This is a genomic window from Staphylococcus epidermidis (assembly GCF_006742205.1).
GTDB classification, from domain to species: Bacteria; Bacillota; Bacilli; order Staphylococcales; family Staphylococcaceae; genus Staphylococcus; species Staphylococcus epidermidis.
In genome coordinates, this window is sequence record NZ_AP019721.1 from 1,328,423 (window position 1) to 1,347,114 (window position 18,692).

The following is an 18,692-nucleotide window of genomic DNA, read 5'->3' on the forward strand; positions in this document are numbered from 1 at the left end:
CCAATATTGGGGCTATATTTTTATTTAATTCAAAATTCAGGTCTTAGCTAAAATAGAAAATAACTGATATAATAATTTGGTGATTAAAGGAGGATAAGTATGCAAACTATTGAAAGCATCATTATAGGTGGCGGTCCATGCGGATTAAGCGCGGCAATTGAACAAAAGAAAAAAGGTATTGAAACATTAGTAATTGAAAAAGGTAATGTTGTTGAATCAATCTATAATTATCCAACACATCAGACTTTTTTCTCATCAAGTGATAAATTAAGTATCGGCGATATTCCTTTTATTGTTGAAGATAGTAAGCCAAGACGTAATCAAGCGCTTGTATATTATAGGGAAGTCGTTAAACATCATCAACTTAACATACATCCATTCGAAGAAGTTTTAACAGTTAAAAAAATAAACAATAAATTTGCAATTACAACTACAAAAGGTGTATATGAATGTAAATATTTAACTGTTGCTACGGGTTATTATGGTCAACATAACACTTTAGAAGCGGAAGGGGCAGAATTACCAAAAGTATTCCATTACTTTAAAGAAGCACATCCGTATTTTAATCAAAATGTTGTTATTATTGGAGGCAAAAACTCTGCTGTTGATGCTGCCTTAGAATTAGAAAAAGCTGGTGCTAATGTAACTGTTTTATATCGTGGCGAACAGTACCCTAAAGCAATTAAACCATGGATATTACCCAATTTCGAATCATTAGTCAATCACGAAAAAATTACGATGGAATTTAATGCGACAGTAACCAAAATTACCGATCATTCAGTGACTTATGAAAAAGATGGTCAACTTATAGAAATTGATAATGACTACGTTTTTGCTATGATTGGTTATCATCCAGATTACGATTTCTTAAAAACAATAGGTATTGATATCCATACCAATGAATATGGAACTGCTCCTGTTTATAATCGAGAAACATTCGAAACAAACGTCGAAAATTGTTATATAGCTGGTGTTATTGCTGCGGGTAATGATGCAAATACTATTTTTATCGAAAATGGTAAATATCATGGTGGTGTCATTACACAAAGCATTTTGACAAAAAAACAAACACCTCTTGAAACATAGAGCTTACAAAAAGCTTGGGATACTAAACAATGTCCCAAGCTTTCTTAATGTATAGTCAATCAATGACTCAATTAAAATGCACATATTAATAATAGGTAATCCTTAATTATAGTATAATTGCACTAAAGAAGTTTCATAGACAATGCATACAACTAATAGAAATCGGAGTGTGACAATGAACTTGATACGAATTTTGTCCCACTCTTTTTAATTACTCTTCGAAATATCGCTCTAATTGATTTTGAGTCATGTCTTGACTCAAACCAACTAGTAATTTTAGCCTTGCCTTTGGTCCATTTAAACCGTTCGAAAAAATAACACCATTATTTTTCAAATCTGCGCCACCACCTTCATAAGCATATACAGGACTAACAATACCATTGAATGATCTAGATACGAGAACTAGAGGAATGTTTTTCTTTAGACATTGCTGTAGTCCATTAAGACAACTTTTTGGAAGGTTACCTTGTCCTAGTGCTTCGATGACTATACCATCAACGTGTTGTTGTGAATAAAATGATAGTACATCATCTTCCATACCCATGTATGCTTTTACAAGTGGAACACGTAAATTTACATCGATATATTGGTAGGTAGTTTGTCTGTAAGGATGATGATAAAATTGTACTCGATTCTTGGTAAGTACACCTAGAGGCCCCTGATTAGGACTTTGAAATGTATTAATATTCGAAGTATGTGTCTTTGTCACATTACGAGCAGTGTGAATCTCATCATTAAATACGACCATAACACCTTTATGATTAGCCTCAGATGAAGAAGCAACCCTTATAGCAGAAATAAAATTATAGAGACCATCGGAACCAATTTCATTGGATGATCTCATTGCTCCAGTAATTACTATAGGCTCTTGAATATCAATTAATAAATCTATTAAAAAAGCTGTTTCCTCAAGTGTATCTGTTCCATGAGTAATGACAAATCCATCATATATATTTTCTTTAGAATATGTAATGATTTCGTCTCTTAATCGCACAACATTCGAAATTGTCATATGCGGCGAGGGTATATTTAAAAGATTGATTTCGTCAACCTCTGCATATTGACTAATGATATTTTGATGTTGTGATATTGGATTTTCTTCATTCGTTATCACTTTATTAGTTTGATCTTGTGACATACTTATTGTGCCACCAGTATGTATGATAAGTAGACGTTTCATTACGTATTCCTCCTATTTATTCTTTACTTTTTTATGATAAAATAATATCTATAAAACAACAAGGAAGGTTATCAAATAATGAGTTCAATTAATATTGCACTAGATGGCCCAGCTGCTGCAGGTAAGAGTACAATTGCTAAACGTGTAGCCAGTCGTCTATCAATGATATATGTTGATACAGGAGCAATGTATCGTGCCATTACATATAAATATTTACAAAATGGCAAACCCGAAAATTTTGATTATCTGATTAATAACACTAAACTTGAGCTTACTTATGATGAAGTAAAAGGGCAAAGAATCTTACTAGATAATCAAGACGTCACTGATTATTTAAGAGAAAATGATGTAACACATCACGTATCTTATGTTGCTTCTAAAGAACCAGTGCGTTCATTTGCAGTGAAAATACAAAAAGAATTAGCTGCTAAAAAAGGTATCGTTATGGATGGCCGAGATATTGGTACAGTTGTATTACCAGATGCCGAATTAAAAGTTTATATGATTGCATCTGTTGCTGAACGTGCTGAACGTCGACAAAAAGAGAATGAGCAACGTGGCATTGAATCAAATTTAGAACAATTAAAGGAGGAAATTGAAGCACGAGATCATTATGATATGAATCGTGAAATTTCGCCATTACAAAAAGCCGAAGATGCTATTACACTTGATACAACTGGCAAATCTATAGAAGAGGTAACAAATGAAATATTATCTCTACTTTAAATGTTAAAATTAAACTTTTTATATTGTTTATTGTAAACATTTAAGCGGAGTAGAATTAATAATCAATGACTCGAAAATATTGAATATATTAGTATTGATTTATAGAAAAGCCACGGACGCTCTGTCTCTGGCTTTTATTTTTGACCATTGAGAACTATGTAAATAAACTTATTTTTAACCAAGTCCCCTCTATAGAGAAGTAATACTATGTTTATTACCAATTTTAATATATCTTTTTCATTTTTATTCCTCATATTATTATGAGCTTAGGGTTAATTGCCATAAAATTTATGTTACAATAAAAATAACAATGTTATTAAATATACTACAAACTAAATTGACCATCACTTAACTAGGTGCTCTGTTAAACTTTTGTTATAAATTAAAGATAGAAGCAACCTATTCATATAAAGTGGTATCTCTTGACAATTTTACTCGTTTATAAGATGTTATAATTATGTAGTGTATAAGGAGGCATACAAGATGACTGAAGAATTCAATGAATCAATGATTAATGATATTAAAGAAGGTGACAAAGTCACTGGTGAAGTTCAACAAGTAGAGGATAAACAAGTTGTTGTGCATATTAATGGTGGCAAATTTAATGGAATTATTCCTATTAGCCAGCTTTCAACACATCATATCGAAAACCCTAGTGAAGTTGTAAAAGTCGGTGATGAAGTCGAAGCATATGTCACTAAAATCGAGTTCGACGAAGAAAATGATACTGGGGCATACATTTTATCAAAAAGACAACTTGAAACTGAAAAATCTTATGAATATTTACAAGAAAAACTAGATAACGATGAAGTGATTGAAGCTGAAGTTACTGAAGTAGTTAAAGGTGGTTTAGTCGTTGACGTTGGTCAAAGAGGGTTTGTACCTGCTTCTCTAATTTCAACTGATTTCATTGAAGATTTTTCTGTATTCGATGGTCAAACAATCCGTATTAAAGTGGAAGAACTTGATCCTGAAAACAATAGAGTCATTTTAAGCCGTAAAGCTGTGGAACAGTTAGAAAACGACGCTAAAAAAGCTTCAATATTAGATTCTTTAAATGAAGGCGATGTTATTGATGGTAAAGTTGCTCGATTAACTAACTTTGGTGCTTTCATTGATATTGGTGGCGTAGATGGTTTAGTTCACGTTTCTGAATTATCTCATGAACATGTTCAAACACCAGAAGAAGTTGTGTCAGTAGGTGAAGCAGTCAAAGTTAAAGTTAAATCTGTAGAAAAAGATTCTGAACGTATTTCTTTATCTATTAAAGACACTTTACCAACACCATTTGAAAACATTAAAGGGAAATTTCACGAAGATGATGTTATTGAAGGTACTGTAGTACGTTTGGCGAACTTTGGCGCATTCGTAGAAATTGCTCCATCCGTCCAAGGTTTAGTGCATATTTCTGAAATCGATCATAAACATATCGGTTCTCCTAACGAAGTATTAGAACCTGGACAACAAGTTAATGTAAAAATATTAGGTATCGATGAAGATAATGAAAGAATTTCATTATCAATCAAAGCAACGTTACCTAAAGAAAATGTCATTGAAAGTGACGCATCCACAACTCAATCATATCTTGAAGATGATAATGATGAAGATAAACCAACATTAGGCGATGTTTTTGGTGATAAATTTAAAGACCTTAAGTTTTAATTAAACTAAAATCATTTGCGATATAAAATGTAATGACTCCAATTTACGTGTAAGCTTAAAATCAAATTTACGCGTGATAATTGGAGTCTTTTTTTAAATGATATACTGTACAAAATATATCTTTTCGAACATGTAAAATAAACATATTCAAGTTTTGAATAAATCTGCTCTTGTGATAAAATTATGTAGATTAAAAAAGAGAGGAAGTTTATCCTATGACTAAACCGATAGTAGCAATTGTAGGAAAACCAAATGTAGGAAAATCTACAATTTTTAATAGAGTTGTCGGCGAACGTATATCTATCGTAGAAGATACGCCAGGCGTTACTCGTGATCGTATTTATTCATCTGGCGAGTGGTTAACTCATGAATTTAACATCATTGATACAGGTGGTATTGAAATTGGAGATGCTCCTTTTCAAACTCAAATCCGTGCACAGGCAGAAATAGCAATTGAAGAAGCAGATGTCATCATTTTTATGGTCAATGTTAGAGAAGGACTTACACAAAGTGACGAAATGGTCGCACAAATGCTTTATAAATCTAAGAAACCTGTTGTATTAGCTGTGAATAAAGTTGATAATCTTGAAATGCGTAATGATATCTATGATTTCTATTCTTTAGGCTTTGGAGATCCATATCCTATTTCTGGTTCACATGGATTAGGACTTGGAGATTTGCTAGATGCAGTTGTTGAAAACTTTAATAAAGAATCAGAAGATCCTTATGACGAAGATACGATACGTCTTTCTATCATCGGTAGACCTAATGTTGGTAAATCTAGCTTGGTCAATGCTATTTTAGGCGAAGAACGTGTTATTGTGTCTAATGTTGCTGGTACAACTCGAGATGCCATTGATACCGAGTACTCTTATGATGGACAAGATTATGTATTGATTGATACTGCTGGAATGAGAAAAAAAGGTAAGGTGTATGAATCGACTGAAAAATATTCTGTATTACGTGCATTAAAAGCGATTGAGCGTTCAGAAGTAGTATTAGTAGTTATCGATGCTGAACAAGGTATAATTGAACAAGATAAACGTGTAGCTGGCTATGCACATGAGGAAGGTAAAGCTATTGTCATTGTAGTAAATAAATGGGATACAGTTGAAAAAGATAGTAAGACAATGAAAAAATTCACTGATGATGTTAGAAATGAATTTCAATTTTTAGATTATGCTCAAATCGCGTTCGTATCAGCAAAAGAAGGGCTAAGATTAAAAACATTATTCCCTTATATCAATCAAGCCAGTGAAAATCATAAAAAGCGTGTCCAAAGTTCTACACTAAATGAAGTTGTTACTGATGCCATCTCTATGAATCCAACACCTACTGACAAAGGTAGAAGACTTAATGTATTCTATACAACTCAGGTTGCAATTGAACCACCGACATTTGTAGTATTTGTCAATGATGTTGAATTAATGCATTTTTCTTATAGGAGATATTTAGAAAATCAAATACGTAATGCTTTTGGTTTTGAAGGAACACCTATTCATATTATTCCAAGAAAAAGAAATTAAAAACAAAGGGGAATTCAATAATGAGAAAAATTACAGTTTTTGGTATGGGTAGTTTTGGTACTGCATTAGCTAATGTATTAGCTCAAAATGGTCATGATGTTTTAATGTGGGGCAAAAATGTAGAGAATGTAGATGAACTTAACACACATCATATGAACAAAAATTATCTTAAAGATGCTAAATTAGATTCATCTATAAAAGCAACTGTAGATTTAAATAAGGCAGTGCAATTTTCAGATATCTATCTTATGGCACTACCTACAAAAGCAATTAGAGAAGTATCAAAAGATATCGATCAATTACTCACATCTAAAAAGACTTTTATTCATGTTGCTAAAGGCATTGAAAACGATACATTTAAGCGCGTATCTGAAATGATTGAGGACTCTATCTCTTCAGAACATAATGGAGGAATCGGCGTCTTATCAGGTCCAAGTCATGCTGAAGAAGTTGTTATAAAACAACCTACAACTGTAGCTGCATCATCTAAAGATAATAATGTGAGCAAACTTATTCAAGATTTATTTATGAACGACTATTTACGTGTTTACACAAATAATGATTTAGTAGGTGTAGAATTAGGTGGTGCTTTAAAAAATATTATAGCTATAGCTAGTGGTATCGTTGCCGGCATGGGTTACGGTGATAATGCAAAAGCAGCTTTAATGACACGAGGTTTAGCCGAAATCAGTCGACTTGGTGAGAAACTTGGTGCAGATCCAATGACTTTCTTAGGTCTAGGTGGCATAGGTGACTTGATCGTAACTTGTACGTCCACACATTCACGAAATTACACACTTGGGTTTAAATTAGGGCAAGGCAAAACAGCAGAAGAAGCTTTAAAAGAGATGAAAATGGTGGTTGAAGGTATTTATACAACTAAATCAGTATATCATCTTGCTCAACAAGAAGGAGTAGAGATGCCTATCACTAACGCATTATATGAAGTTTTATTTGAAGATGTCCCTGTAAGTAAAAGTGTTAGAACACTTATGGAAAGAGACAAAAAAGCAGAATAAAGAGTGTAATATTACTTTTTATGAGCGAATGTTAAAAAATTTCGTCATAAATCGCATAAAACCAACGTTTCTATTACATAAATCGTTGCGATGACAGTAACCCTTGTGTTAAAGTCAAAACATAATGATATAATGAATATCATTATAAAACCTCAGGAGGTGAATTCATAATGAATAAAACTGATTTAATTAATGCAGTTGCAGAACAAGCTGACTTAACTAAAAAAGAAGCTGGTTCAGCAGTAGATGCTGTATTTGAATCTATCCAAAACTCACTTGCTAAAGGTGAAAAAGTACAATTAATCGGTTTCGGTAACTTTGAAGTACGTGAACGCGCTGCTCGTAAAGGTCGTAACCCTCAAACAGGTAAAGAAATTGACATCCCTGCAAGTAAAGTACCAGCATTTAAAGCTGGTAAAGCATTAAAAGATGCTGTAAAATAATTTACTTAAAAAAGCCCCTTTGAGGGCTTTTTCTTTTTAACTTATACATCAATGGTCTATCGCTCTAAGTATTTTATTTTTAAGTAGATTCAACACTTCATAACTCATATCAATACTAAAATATTTATTATCGACTGTCTTGTTTTTAAAATTTTATAAATTACGTCATCCCAATCACTTACATATATTTAGAAATGATCTTGAGTTAATATACTCATTTACTATTTATTTAAAATCGTTTATCTAGCTATATTGGCTAATAATCATCTAGTTAAAAATTTTATAAAGCCATCTAGTAACTATTATCATATTAGTAATTACTAGATCTTTGGTAAAAATGAGTTTTATTCCTCAAATCGCAAACCACTTACATAGAATAACTATTTATTTTAAAAGACTTAATCCAATAGATTTTATTTTTTTACATATAATGTTAATATTGTTAATGATAATATCGTGAGGTGTGAACATGGAAACGACAATAAGCAAACTAAACAAACATGTAGAACAACTGCTTAAGGGCATTAATGAGTATGAGCCTATTGAAATCAATAGCTCTTTAAGTCATTTATTAGATATGTACTCTATCCCAGATGAAGCTAAGATTGCTTGCCTCACTATTGATACATCAATGCGTCATTTGGACGCTATTGGTGATAATCATCTATCTAAGAAAGCAATATTAATAGGGGACCTATTAAGCGCTCATTTCTATACTCTATTAGCAAATATTCAAGATTCCGCTTTTCAACTTGCAATGAGCAAGGCCATTGTTAAAATCAATGAAGATAAATCATCAATTAATCAAAATGATCTCACTGATAAAGAGTTGAAAGATGCGATTCTAGATATAGAAACACTATTTCCATATCTTACAATTAACCATTTTGGAAGTTCTGTTGATAAAATCAAATTATTCGCTGAATTGACTTCTAAATATAAAGATTACCATCCTGAGTATCTGGGTAAGTTTAACAGATATGAAATAGATAAATATATTCAAGAAATTAGCAAAAGTTATAAAAAAAGAGGTAATGAAAATGGCTGAAAATCAAGCTAAAAAAGAACAAGTTCATACAGTATTCCAAAATATTTCTCAAAAATACGATCGACTCAACAACATCATAAGTTTCGAACAGCATAAAGTATGGAGAAAACATGTTATGAGTACTATGAATGTACAAAAAGGCAGTAAAGCTTTAGATGTGTGTTGTGGTACTGCAGATTGGACTATTGCATTAAGCGAAGCAGTAGGCTCAAAAGGCCAAGTAACTGGTCTTGATTTTAGTGAAAATATGCTTGAGGTAGGTAAACAGAAAACTGCTTCATTGGAAAATATCCAGCTTGTTCATGGTGATGCTATGAATTTACCTTTTGATGATAACTCATTTGATTATGTTACTATTGGTTTTGGCTTACGCAATGTTCCGGATTATTTGTCAGCACTCAAAGAAATGCATCGAGTTTTAAAACCAGGAGGCATGGTGGTATGTCTTGAAACAAGCCAACCGACATTGCCATTATTCAAACAAATCTATAGTTTATACTTTAAATTTGTGATGCCAATTTTTGGTAAAATGTTTGCTAAGTCCAAAGAAGAATATGAATGGTTGCAACAATCAACATTTAATTTTCCTGACAAACAAACATTGAAAGGCTTATTCTTCGAAGCAGGATTTAACGATATCATTGTACGTAGCTTTACAGGTGGCGTTGCTGCAATGCACCTTGGCTATAAAGAAAACAGTTCTAGCAAAGGTGATTAACGTGGCAAAGTTAAACATTAACAACGAAATAAAGAAAGTAGAAAAGCGACTTGAAGAAGCAATTATAAGTTCTGATCAAACATTACAAGAAGCCTCATTCCATTTACTATCTTCAGGGGGAAAAAGAGTTAGACCCGCTTTTGTTATTTTAAGTGGTCAATTTGGCTCTAACAACAAACCTTCAGAAGACACGTATCGTGTAGCAGTAGCTTTAGAACTAATTCACATGGCTACCTTAGTCCACGATGATGTGATAGATAAAAGTGATAAACGTAGAGGCCGACTCACTATTTCAAAAAAATGGGACCAAAGTACAGCTATTTTAACAGGAAATTTCTTACTTGCTATGGGGCTCAAGCATTTATCTGAAATCAGTGATACTCGTGTCCATTCGACCATTTCTAAATCAATTGTTGATGTGTGTAGAGGAGAACTATTCCAATTTCAAGATCAATTTAATAGCAATCAAACAATTACTAATTACTTACGTCGTATCAACCGTAAAACAGCACTTCTTATTCAACTGTCTACACAAGTTGGTGCGATTACTTCCAATGCGTCAAATGACGTTATTCGTAAATTAAAAATGATCGGACATTATATAGGTATGAGTTTCCAAATAATAGATGATGTGCTAGATTTTACTAGTTCTGAAAAGAAACTTGGTAAGCCGGTTGGTAGTGACCTTATGAATGGTCATATTACATTACCTGTACTATTAGAAATGCGAAAAAATAAGACTTTTAAAGATAAAATTTCACAACTTAATCCTGACAGTCCTCAACATGCCTTTGAAACTTGTATAACAATAATTAGACAGTCCGAAAGCATAGAACAATCAAAACAAATAAGTGAAAAGTATTTAAATAAAGCAATCAATTTAATCGATGAATTAGAGGATGGTCCTAATAAAGAACTATTTAGAAAGCTTATTAAAAAAATGGGAAGTCGAAATAAGTAAGTTTTGTGACAAAAGTTGAAAGCGCTTCATTATCCTGTTACCATACTAAGTAGCAGGATATTTTTATAGCTTGCAATGTTTTAAGTTTTTTACATACTTATAAAAATGAATGAAACACATGCACAGGGGGACACACGAAGTGGAACGCACATTTTTGATGATTAAACCGGACGCTGTCCAAAGAAATTTAATTGGTGAGATTATATCTCGCATTGAAAAGAAAGGTCTTAAGCTTGTTGGCGGTAAGTTTATGCAAGTGCCTATGGAACTAGCTGAAAAACATTATAGTGAACATGAAGGAAAACCGTTCTACGACAAGTTAATTTCATTCATTACTTCTGCACCCGTTTTTGCTATGGTAGTAGAAGGTGAAAATGCTGTAGCTGTATCTCGTAAAATTATTGGAAGCACAAATCCAAGCGAAGCAGCTCCTGGTACAATCCGAGGCGACTATGGTTTAAATCTAGGTCGTAATATTATACATGGTTCAGATTCAACAGAATCAGCACAACGTGAAGTTAAATTATGGTTTACAAGTAGCGAAATTGCTGATTATAAAGAACCAAGAGAAGATTGGCTATACGAATAATAAAAATATCAAATAATGAAATTCATTTTATCCATTAATGTCTGTGACGCATATTTGTGTCTCAGGCATTTTTTATGATTAACCAAATTTTATTTGCTTAAAATAATACTTATTGAATTAGTCTATTTATTTTTTTATCTAGGGATTTAACGATGCAATACCGTATATTGTTCGATTATATAGCAATTTTATCTTTTGACAATTGAGCATTCATTATTAAGTAATGACCTACTTTTAATATATCAATCATGTATCTAATGATTTCGGTCTTTTGAGTTTTTTAATAGACTGATCTTTAATTGGTATAATGTCACTATGACATAACAATCATCTTGGTGCTATTCTTTTTTAAATATTTATAACTGCTAAAATAAAAATCTCCTTGTTTGTCTAACTGACTTATGTTGTGTGATTGAATATGATAATATATTAAACATATTACAATTTAATGTATTGAAGAATAGAAAGGGGCGTGCGATCATGAGATACCTTACATCCGGTGAATCACATGGACCACAACTTACAGTCATCATAGAAGGTGTACCAGCTAATTTAGAAATTAAGGCTGAAGATATTAATAAGGAAATGTTTAAACGTCAAGGGGGATATGGTCGGGGGCGTCGTATGAAAATTGAAAAAGATACTATAGAAATTGTGTCAGGCGTCAGAAATGGCTTTACTTTAGGAAGTCCAATAACTTTAGTAGTTACTAACGACGATTTCACTCATTGGAGAAAAATAATGGGCGTCGCACCAATTAGTGATGAAGAAAGAGAAAATATGAAACGTACCATTACAAAACCTAGACCGGGCCATGCTGATCTTATAGGTGGCATGAAATATAATCATCGTGATTTAAGAAATGTGCTTGAGCGTTCATCTGCTAGAGAAACAGCAGCAAGAGTTGCTGTGGGTGCTGTTTCAAAAATTCTTTTAGAACAATTAGATATCCACTTATATAGCCGTGTAGTCGAAATTGGTGGTATTAAAGACAAAGGTTTATATGATGTAGATATGTTCAAAAATAATGTAGATAAAAATGATGTACGTGTAATTGACGAAAATATTGCGCAACAAATGAGAGATAAAATAGATGAAGCGAAAAAAGACGGAGATTCAATCGGGGGCGTAGTTCAAGTAATGGCTGAAAACATGCCTATTGGAGTGGGAAGTTATGTACACTATGACCGTAAATTAGATGGACGCATTGCACAGGGTGTTGTGAGTATCAACGCCTTCAAAGGTGTAAGTTTTGGTGAGGGATTTAAAGCAGCTGAAAAACCTGGTAGCGAAATTCAAGATGAAATTCATTATAATCAAGATTCAGGCTATTTTAGAGCTACAAATCACTTAGGTGGATTTGAAGGAGGCATGAGTAATGGGATGCCTATAATTGTTAATGGTGTCATGAAGCCTATTCCTACTTTATATAAACCACTAAACTCAGTTGATATTAATACTAAAGAAGACTTCAAAGCTACTATAGAACGCTCAGATAGTTGTGCAGTGCCCGCAGCTAGCGTAGTATGTGAACACGTTGTCGCTTTTGAGTTAGCAAAAGCAGTACTCGAAGAGTTTCAATCTAACCACATGGACCAACTCGTAGCACAAATTAAAGAGCGTCGACAACTCAACATAGAATTTTAATTACCCTAGAATGATTGAGGTGAAAGCATGGAACTTAAAACATCATATGCAAGTGATAATTATCCCATCATCGTTAAACATCACGCAATTAACTCTTTAGAAAGATACATTAAAAATGAAGAACAACGATTTTTCATTATAGATAAGCAAGTCTATAATTTATTTGTAGATAAACTTGAAGCTTTGGCTCAAAAATTTGATGCTAAATGTATCGTAATCCCTTCTGGGGAAACGTCAAAATCATTCGAACATTATCATCGTACTATTGAATATTTACTAAGCCATCAATTAACACGTCAAACATGTATTGTTGCCATTGGTGGTGGTGCAACAGGAGATTTCGCAGGGTTTATTGCTGCAACTTTACTTAGAGGAGTATCATTTGTTCAAGTACCGACAACTATTTTAGCCCACGATTCAAGTGTAGGTGGTAAAGTTGGAATTAATTCTGAGCATGGTAAAAATTTAATTGGTGCTTTTTATCGACCCAAAGCTGTCATTTATGATTTAGATTTTTTAGAAACTCTACCATATTCTGAAATACTAAGTGGCTATGCTGAGGTCTATAAACACGCTTTATTAAACGGTGAGAAATCAACAAAAAATATCGAATCTAATTTTACCTCAAATAAAGTTTTACAAGCGTTAAAAAATCTAGATTATTATTTATTTGAGGGTATAAAAACAAAACTAAATATTGTTGTTGAAGATGAAAAAGAAAAAGGTAAAAGAAAGTTTCTTAATCTTGGTCATACATTCGGTCATGCAATTGAATATGAGCATAAAATACCTCATGGTCATGCAGTTATGATTGGTATTCTTTATCAATTTATTGTTGCGAACCATTTGTTCGAGACAAATTATAACATTCAACACTATATTAATTATATGAAAAAACTTAAATATCCATTATCTATCATCAAACAACTTCATTTTGAAGATACTTACCATTTTATGCTTCTAGATAAAAAAAATGATTACAATGGTATTCAAATGGTCTTACTTAAAAATTTAGGGAAACCAGTTGTCACTCATGTTGATAAGGATACACTTTTATCAGCTTTCGAGGAATTACAATCTTATTTTAAGTAGGTGAATCAAATGAATAACAGTGAAATAATTAATATTAATGGACCACTCAAAGGTGAAATAGAAGTACCCGGTGATAAATCGATGACACACCGCGCTATTATGTTAGCTTCATTAGCTAAAGGCATATCAACCATTTATGAACCCTTAATGGGCGAAGATTGTCGACGTACTATGGATATCTTTAAACTATTAGGTGTAACAATTGAAGAGCAGGACAATTCTATCATAATCAATTCACCAGGATATCAAAATTTCATAACGCCACACCAAGTGCTCTATACTGGTAATTCTGGTACTACTACACGGTTACTTGCAGGTCTTTTAAGCGGATTAGGCATTGAAAGTGTGTTATCTGGTGATGTATCTATAGGCAAAAGACCCATGGATAGAGTGATGAAACCTCTGTTAAAAATGAATGCTAATATATCTGGAATTGATAATAATTACACACCACTTATAATTAAGCCTTCAACTATTAAAGGTATAAATTATCAAATGGAAGTTGCAAGTGCACAAGTTAAAAGTGCTATTTTACTTGCTAGCCTATTTTCAAAAGAAGCCACGACACTTACAGAATTTGATGTAAGTAGAAATCATACAGAAACATTGTTTGCACACTTTAACATTCCTATATCAATTCAAGGTAAAACAATCCAAACCATACCTTATGCAATTGAACATATACAGCCTAGAGATTTTCATGTTCCAGGAGATATCTCATCTGCTGCATTTTTCATAGTCGCAGCCCTAATTACGCCCGGTAGTGACATTACAATTCATAATGTTGGCATTAATCCCACTCGTTCAGGTATCATAGATATCGTTAAACAAATGGGAGGAAACATTGAATTAAGTAATGTAAGCAAGGGTGCAGAACCAACTGCATCAATACATGTAAAATATACACCGAACTTGAATGCTGTTACAATTAAAGGCGACTTAGTTCCAAGGGCTATCGATGAATTACCAGTTATTGCACTACTTTGCACACAAGCTTCAAATTCTTGTATTATCAAAAACGCGGAAGAATTAAAAGTGAAGGAAACAAATCGTATAGATACTACTGCAGACATGCTAAATTTACTTGGTTTTAATTTACAACCCACACATGATGGACTTATTATACATCCATCAGAGTTTAGATCAAATGCAACTGTAGATAGTCAAACAGATCATCGTATAGGAATGATGTTAGCTGTAGCTTCACTACTTAGTTCAGAACCACTCAAAATAGAGCAATTTGACGCTGTTAATGTTTCCTTCCCAGGTTTTTTACCTAAACTAAAGCTTTTAGAAAATGAGGGAAAATAAACAATGGAAGATATCTACAAACTTATAGACGATATCAATCTACAAAAAATAGAAAACTTAGATTCTCGAGTAAATGAGGCATTGAGTTCAAACAATGATGATGCATTATTTATACTTGGTGAAACTTTATATAATTTCGGTCTTACACCTCAAGGGTTAGAAGTTTTTAGAACGTTGTATCATAAATACCCAGATGAAAGTGAATTACTCATTTACTTTATCGAAGGTCTCATGTCTGAAAACCAAACTGACGAAGCACTTGAATATTTAGCACAAGTAGAACCATCTACCGAAAAGTTGATGCTAGAAGCCGATTTATACCAACAAATAAATATGTTAGAAGTAGCAATTGACAAATTGCAAGAAGCATTAGATCTTGAACCTAATGATCCAATTATTCACTTCGCCTTAGCAGAGCTATTATACTACGATGGGCAATACTTACGAGCTACAAGAGAGTATGAAACAGTATTAGAAACTGGTGAATATGAAGTTAATGGAGTAAATATTTTTTCGCGAATGGCAGATTGTAGTTTACAAAGTGGTAATTATTCAGATGCTATTAGCTTATTTGATGAAATTAATGAAGAAGAGATGAATTCTGAAGATTACTTTAAAAAATCAATTGCTTATGAAAAAAACGATTTAACTCAAGAAGCAATTAAAATTATGCAAACATTACTTTCAAAAGATCCTGATTTTATACAAGGATATTTTTATCTTCAATCTCTATTTGAAAATGAAAAAAATTATCCTGATGCTATAGAAACTGGTAAGGAAGGATTACGTTTAAGTCAATTTTACAAAGAATTAATGGTTTCTACAGGTAGCTTAGAAATTGAGCATGGAGATGCAAATGAAGGTGTAGAATTGCTAAAACAAGCCTTAGAAGTCGATAATGCATATCATGAACCATTGTTGATTTTAAGTGATTTATATCGTAATGAAGAAGACTATGAATCAATTATACAATTGTTGACTTATGTAGATGAAGAAGATTTAGACCCTATTTTCATGTGGCATTTAGCATATGCATACGGTCAAGAAGAACGAGATAAAGAAGCGCAACATTTCTTTGAATTAGCATATCCAACATTACAAACCCAAGTTGAATTTTTAAGCGATTATTATTTCTATTTATTAGAAATTGGACAAAAAGAAAAAGCAATTTTGATTTTAAATCAATTATTAGAAATTGATCCAAGCAATGAAAATTGGCATGACGAGTCAATGAGATTGCAAATATAAGTTGGTGACTTAAATGAATGATTCTCTTATTCGTATCAAACAAAATTTTATAGAATATATTCTGTTTAACTATCGTTTTAAATCAAGAATCACTGTGTGGGTATTAAATTATTTAAAGGCAAATCAAGATAAGCTAAATAATGTACATTTCGTAAATAGTAAAATCAATAATCATTATACCTTAGAAATTGCAGAAGTGGATGCAACTGCTTCTGCAATTCAATTGAGCAAGGATAATAAATCTTATATTAATACAAATCAAATTTTTAATTATATTGCAAATCATACATTAAGATTAGATATACAAATACATTTTGCTAATTGTCACATCCGAGAATCTCGCTTAGATGATTTAATATTAATGCAGCTCATACATTCACCTAGTTATTCATCTTATGTACAAGACTTATATTCAATTTCTATGGATAAAAGAAAACAAACATTTATTATTCAAACCTTACAAAACAATATTGATTTAAGTTTACAAATGAATGAACCTGATTATTTTTATCAACTCACACAAATACTTAATGTATTAAAATCAAAAGATATTCAATCAACTTTACATGAAAGGTAGTTCATACTAAGATGTATCAATGGCTTTGGGAAACTTCACTTTATCAAAAATGGTTGATTTCTTTTATTTTAATTTGCAATATATTTGGTACGATATACGGTTATCATTGGTATAGTAGTCAATTAGCTAACACACCAAATTATTTTAAATTATTTGTTCCAGATAGTCCCACTGCTACATTATTTTTATGTTTATCATTATTATTCATACTATTTAATAAGCGTTATGCCCTGATTGACGCTTTAGCTTTTATAACTCTATTTAAATATGGTAGTTGGGCTGTAATTATGAATATTTTGATGTTTATAAAAATGAATGATATTGCCATAAACGGACTTATGTTGCTCATTTCTCACGCAATTATGATATTAGAAGCTATCTATTTTTATCCTCGTTTTAAAATATCTAAATTGGCTGGATTGATGAGTTTCATATGGGTGACGATCAATGACGTAATAGATTACATATACGGACAATATCCCTACTATGATTTTATCGCCAAACATTTAATTGAAGTAGGGGTATTGGCTTATAGTCTCACTATCATTTCGTATATTTTATTTTTAAAATTACAAAAGTGGTTGAAAGTTAAAACATTTGATTAAAGACAAATTTGACAGTAAAATGAAAATAAAGGAGAGTGAGTTTAATGTCTTTAATATCAATGATTATATATTTCGTAATATTAATGGTCATTCCAATGTGGGCTCAACACAAAGTTAAATCTAATTATGAAAAATACTCACAAGTGAGATCCACAAGCGGTAAAACTGGTCGTGAAGTTGCTGAAGAAATTTTACATGCTAATGGCATTTACGATGTTGACGTCGTTAAAGGCGAAGGTTTCTTAACTGATCACTATGACCCAAATAAAAAAGTTGTTTGTTTATCTCCTGCAAACTACGATAGACCATCAGTTGCTGGTACTGCAATTGCAGCCCATGAAGTAGGACATGCAATTCAACATCAGCAAGGATACGCACCATTAAGATTTAGAACAGCATTAGTACCATTAGCTAATATTGGTAGTTCTTTAAGCTACATTATTATTATGGTAGGTATTGTTTTAACAGCTCTCGGTAGTGTCTTTGGCTCTACAGTTCTATGGGTTGGTGCTGGTTTAATGTCACTTGCAGTTTTATTCTCTATCGTGACATTACCTGTTGAGTTTAACGCTAGTTCAAGAGCGATGAAACAAATAACAGCTTTAAATATCGTTAATGAGAAAGAATACAAACACGCGAAAAAAGTTTTATCTGCAGCAGCAATGACATATGTGGCATCTACTGCAGTTGCGTTAGCTGAACTTGCTCGTATTATATTAATTGCAAGATCAAGTGATTAATCATATATAACAACGCAGTTCCTGGTAATCATTACAATGGATTTGTAATGGTTACCTTTTTTTATTTGAATACGTGACAAAATCCTATCTTTTAATCCATATTAAACATTGCACTTGAAATGCAAGTCACTTTATTTTGTAATATACTATATAAGAATAGCGATAAAGGAGTACTTCTATATGAAATCTATGGAGCAAATGCAACAAGAAGTTGATGACTATATCAGTCAGTTTAAAGCTGGTTATTTTTCTCCACTTGCTAATCTAGCAAGAATGACAGAAGAAGTTGGAGAATTAGCACGCGAAATTAACCATCATTTTGGAGAGAAAAAAAAGAAAGATACAGAAGAAGATAATACAATTAAAGCTGAATTGGGAGACAATTTATTTGTTTTACTGTGTATTGCAAACTCTCTAAACATAGATATGACAGAAAGCTTTAATGACACGATGAATAAGTTTAATACAAGAGATAAAAATCGCTTTGAAAGAAAATAATTTAAGAAAGGATGGG

Annotated in this window: 19 protein-coding genes; 18 read left to right on the plus strand and 1 reads right to left on the minus strand. The window is 32.2% G+C overall.

Annotated elements, in window-relative coordinates; translation table 11 throughout:
- Positions 1-99: 99 nt before the first annotated feature.
- A complete protein-coding gene (gene ypdA / locus FNL83_RS06645; protein ID WP_001831121.1) occupies positions 100-1,086 on the plus strand; it encodes a bacillithiol disulfide reductase YpdA in 987 nt (328 codons plus the stop codon).
- A 211-nt stretch (positions 1,087-1,297) separates the two neighbouring features.
- Here the strand turns inward: ypdA and FNL83_RS06650 are convergent, their stop codons facing one another.
- On the minus strand, positions 1,298-2,266 hold the full coding sequence (locus FNL83_RS06650) for an asparaginase (protein WP_001831213.1): 969 nt from the start codon (positions 2,264-2,266) through the stop codon (positions 1,298-1,300).
- 78 nt (positions 2,267-2,344) lie between these two features.
- Between FNL83_RS06650 and cmk the strand changes: the two genes are divergently transcribed.
- The 17 genes from cmk (at position 2,345) to FNL83_RS06735 (ending at position 18,676) form a co-directional block, all read left to right on the plus strand.
- A complete protein-coding gene (gene cmk / locus FNL83_RS06655; RefSeq protein WP_001830943.1) occupies positions 2,345-2,992 on the plus strand; it encodes a (d)CMP kinase in 648 nt (215 codons plus the stop codon).
- A 483-nt stretch (positions 2,993-3,475) separates the two neighbouring features.
- Positions 3,476-4,654, plus strand: a complete 1,179-nt coding sequence (gene rpsA / locus FNL83_RS06660; RefSeq protein WP_001831057.1) for a 30S ribosomal protein S1 — start codon at positions 3,476-3,478, stop codon at positions 4,652-4,654.
- A 215-nt stretch (positions 4,655-4,869) separates the two neighbouring features.
- Positions 4,870-6,180 (plus strand): ribosome biogenesis GTPase Der, encoded by a 1,311-nt coding sequence (gene der / locus FNL83_RS06665; protein WP_001831042.1) that lies wholly within the window; start codon positions 4,870-4,872, stop codon positions 6,178-6,180.
- 20 nt (positions 6,181-6,200) lie between these two features.
- Positions 6,201-7,199, plus strand: a complete 999-nt coding sequence (locus tag FNL83_RS06670) for an NAD(P)H-dependent glycerol-3-phosphate dehydrogenase (RefSeq protein WP_001831154.1) — start codon at positions 6,201-6,203, stop codon at positions 7,197-7,199.
- Positions 7,200-7,369: 170 nt separating this feature from the next.
- Entirely contained in the window at positions 7,370-7,642 is a 273-nt protein-coding gene (locus FNL83_RS06675; protein WP_001043863.1) for an HU family DNA-binding protein, read from the plus strand.
- A 469-nt stretch (positions 7,643-8,111) separates the two neighbouring features.
- Positions 8,112-8,690: a hypothetical protein gene (locus FNL83_RS06680; RefSeq protein ID WP_001831003.1), complete on the plus strand. Its 579-nt coding sequence runs from the start codon at positions 8,112-8,114 to the stop codon at positions 8,688-8,690.
- Positions 8,683-9,408, plus strand: a complete 726-nt coding sequence (locus FNL83_RS06685; protein WP_001831089.1) for a demethylmenaquinone methyltransferase — start codon at positions 8,683-8,685, stop codon at positions 9,406-9,408. The genes FNL83_RS06680 and FNL83_RS06685 overlap by 8 nt, the downstream gene beginning before the upstream one ends.
- Before the next feature lies 1 nt (position 9,409).
- Positions 9,410-10,369, plus strand: a complete 960-nt coding sequence (locus FNL83_RS06690; protein WP_001831120.1) for a polyprenyl synthetase family protein — start codon at positions 9,410-9,412, stop codon at positions 10,367-10,369.
- A 139-nt stretch (positions 10,370-10,508) separates the two neighbouring features.
- On the plus strand, positions 10,509-10,958 hold the full coding sequence (gene ndk, locus FNL83_RS06695) for a nucleoside-diphosphate kinase (protein WP_001831235.1): 450 nt from the start codon (positions 10,509-10,511) through the stop codon (positions 10,956-10,958).
- A gap of 480 nt (positions 10,959-11,438) precedes the next feature.
- Positions 11,439-12,605 (plus strand): chorismate synthase, encoded by a 1,167-nt coding sequence (gene aroC, locus FNL83_RS06700; protein ID WP_001831020.1) that lies wholly within the window; start codon positions 11,439-11,441, stop codon positions 12,603-12,605.
- Between the two features lie 27 nt (positions 12,606-12,632).
- Positions 12,633-13,697 carry a 3-dehydroquinate synthase gene (aroB, locus tag FNL83_RS06705; RefSeq protein ID WP_001831320.1) on the plus strand — a complete coding sequence of 355 codons (1,065 nt, stop codon included), beginning with the start codon at positions 12,633-12,635 and terminating at the stop codon, positions 13,695-13,697.
- A 9-nt stretch (positions 13,698-13,706) separates the two neighbouring features.
- The gene (gene aroA, locus FNL83_RS06710; RefSeq protein WP_001831249.1) at positions 13,707-15,008 is read left to right on the plus strand and encodes a 3-phosphoshikimate 1-carboxyvinyltransferase; all 1,302 of its coding nucleotides are present in this window, start codon (positions 13,707-13,709) and stop codon (positions 15,006-15,008) included.
- 3 nt (positions 15,009-15,011) lie between these two features.
- Positions 15,012-16,256 carry a tetratricopeptide repeat protein gene (locus tag FNL83_RS06715; RefSeq protein WP_001831060.1) on the plus strand — a complete coding sequence of 415 codons (1,245 nt, stop codon included), beginning with the start codon at positions 15,012-15,014 and terminating at the stop codon, positions 16,254-16,256.
- Between the two features lie 13 nt (positions 16,257-16,269).
- Positions 16,270-16,833 (plus strand): YpiB family protein, encoded by a 564-nt coding sequence (locus FNL83_RS06720; protein WP_001831161.1) that lies wholly within the window; start codon positions 16,270-16,272, stop codon positions 16,831-16,833.
- 11 nt (positions 16,834-16,844) lie between these two features.
- Positions 16,845-17,438: a DUF1405 domain-containing protein gene (locus FNL83_RS06725; protein ID WP_001831230.1), complete on the plus strand. Its 594-nt coding sequence runs from the start codon at positions 16,845-16,847 to the stop codon at positions 17,436-17,438.
- Between the two features lie 44 nt (positions 17,439-17,482).
- Positions 17,483-18,178 carry a zinc metallopeptidase gene (locus FNL83_RS06730; protein ID WP_001831045.1) on the plus strand — a complete coding sequence of 232 codons (696 nt, stop codon included), beginning with the start codon at positions 17,483-17,485 and terminating at the stop codon, positions 18,176-18,178.
- A gap of 180 nt (positions 18,179-18,358) precedes the next feature.
- Positions 18,359-18,676 carry a nucleotide pyrophosphohydrolase gene (locus FNL83_RS06735; RefSeq protein ID WP_001832769.1) on the plus strand — a complete coding sequence of 106 codons (318 nt, stop codon included), beginning with the start codon at positions 18,359-18,361 and terminating at the stop codon, positions 18,674-18,676.
- Positions 18,677-18,692 lie beyond the last annotated feature (16 nt).

What these genes read in the sequence shown, in the direction of transcription:
- FNL83_RS06675 (WP_001043863.1), top strand. Translation starts at nt 7,370, where the DNA reads ATGAATAAAACTGATTTAATTAATGCAGTTGCAGAACAAGCTGACTTA.
- FNL83_RS06725 (WP_001831230.1), top strand. Translation starts at nt 16,845, where the DNA reads ATGTATCAATGGCTTTGGGAAACTTCACTTTATCAAAAATGGTTGATT.
- ypdA (WP_001831121.1), top strand. Translation starts at nt 100, where the DNA reads ATGCAAACTATTGAAAGCATCATTATAGGTGGCGGTCCATGCGGATTA.
- rpsA (WP_001831057.1), top strand. Translation starts at nt 3,476, where the DNA reads ATGACTGAAGAATTCAATGAATCAATGATTAATGATATTAAAGAAGGT.
- FNL83_RS06650 (WP_001831213.1), bottom strand. Translation starts at nt 2,266, where the DNA reads ATGAAACGTCTACTTATCATACATACTGGTGGCACAATAAGTATGTCA.
- der (WP_001831042.1), top strand. Translation starts at nt 4,870, where the DNA reads ATGACTAAACCGATAGTAGCAATTGTAGGAAAACCAAATGTAGGAAAA.
- aroB (WP_001831320.1), top strand. Translation starts at nt 12,633, where the DNA reads ATGGAACTTAAAACATCATATGCAAGTGATAATTATCCCATCATCGTT.
- FNL83_RS06730 (WP_001831045.1), top strand. Translation starts at nt 17,483, where the DNA reads ATGTCTTTAATATCAATGATTATATATTTCGTAATATTAATGGTCATT.
- FNL83_RS06685 (WP_001831089.1), top strand. Translation starts at nt 8,683, where the DNA reads ATGGCTGAAAATCAAGCTAAAAAAGAACAAGTTCATACAGTATTCCAA.
- cmk (WP_001830943.1), top strand. Translation starts at nt 2,345, where the DNA reads ATGAGTTCAATTAATATTGCACTAGATGGCCCAGCTGCTGCAGGTAAG.
- FNL83_RS06680 (WP_001831003.1), top strand. Translation starts at nt 8,112, where the DNA reads ATGGAAACGACAATAAGCAAACTAAACAAACATGTAGAACAACTGCTT.
- FNL83_RS06715 (WP_001831060.1), top strand. Translation starts at nt 15,012, where the DNA reads ATGGAAGATATCTACAAACTTATAGACGATATCAATCTACAAAAAATA.
- FNL83_RS06735 (WP_001832769.1), top strand. Translation starts at nt 18,359, where the DNA reads ATGAAATCTATGGAGCAAATGCAACAAGAAGTTGATGACTATATCAGT.
- aroC (WP_001831020.1), top strand. Translation starts at nt 11,439, where the DNA reads ATGAGATACCTTACATCCGGTGAATCACATGGACCACAACTTACAGTC.
- FNL83_RS06670 (WP_001831154.1), top strand. Translation starts at nt 6,201, where the DNA reads ATGAGAAAAATTACAGTTTTTGGTATGGGTAGTTTTGGTACTGCATTA.
- FNL83_RS06720 (WP_001831161.1), top strand. Translation starts at nt 16,270, where the DNA reads ATGAATGATTCTCTTATTCGTATCAAACAAAATTTTATAGAATATATT.
- aroA (WP_001831249.1), top strand. Translation starts at nt 13,707, where the DNA reads ATGAATAACAGTGAAATAATTAATATTAATGGACCACTCAAAGGTGAA.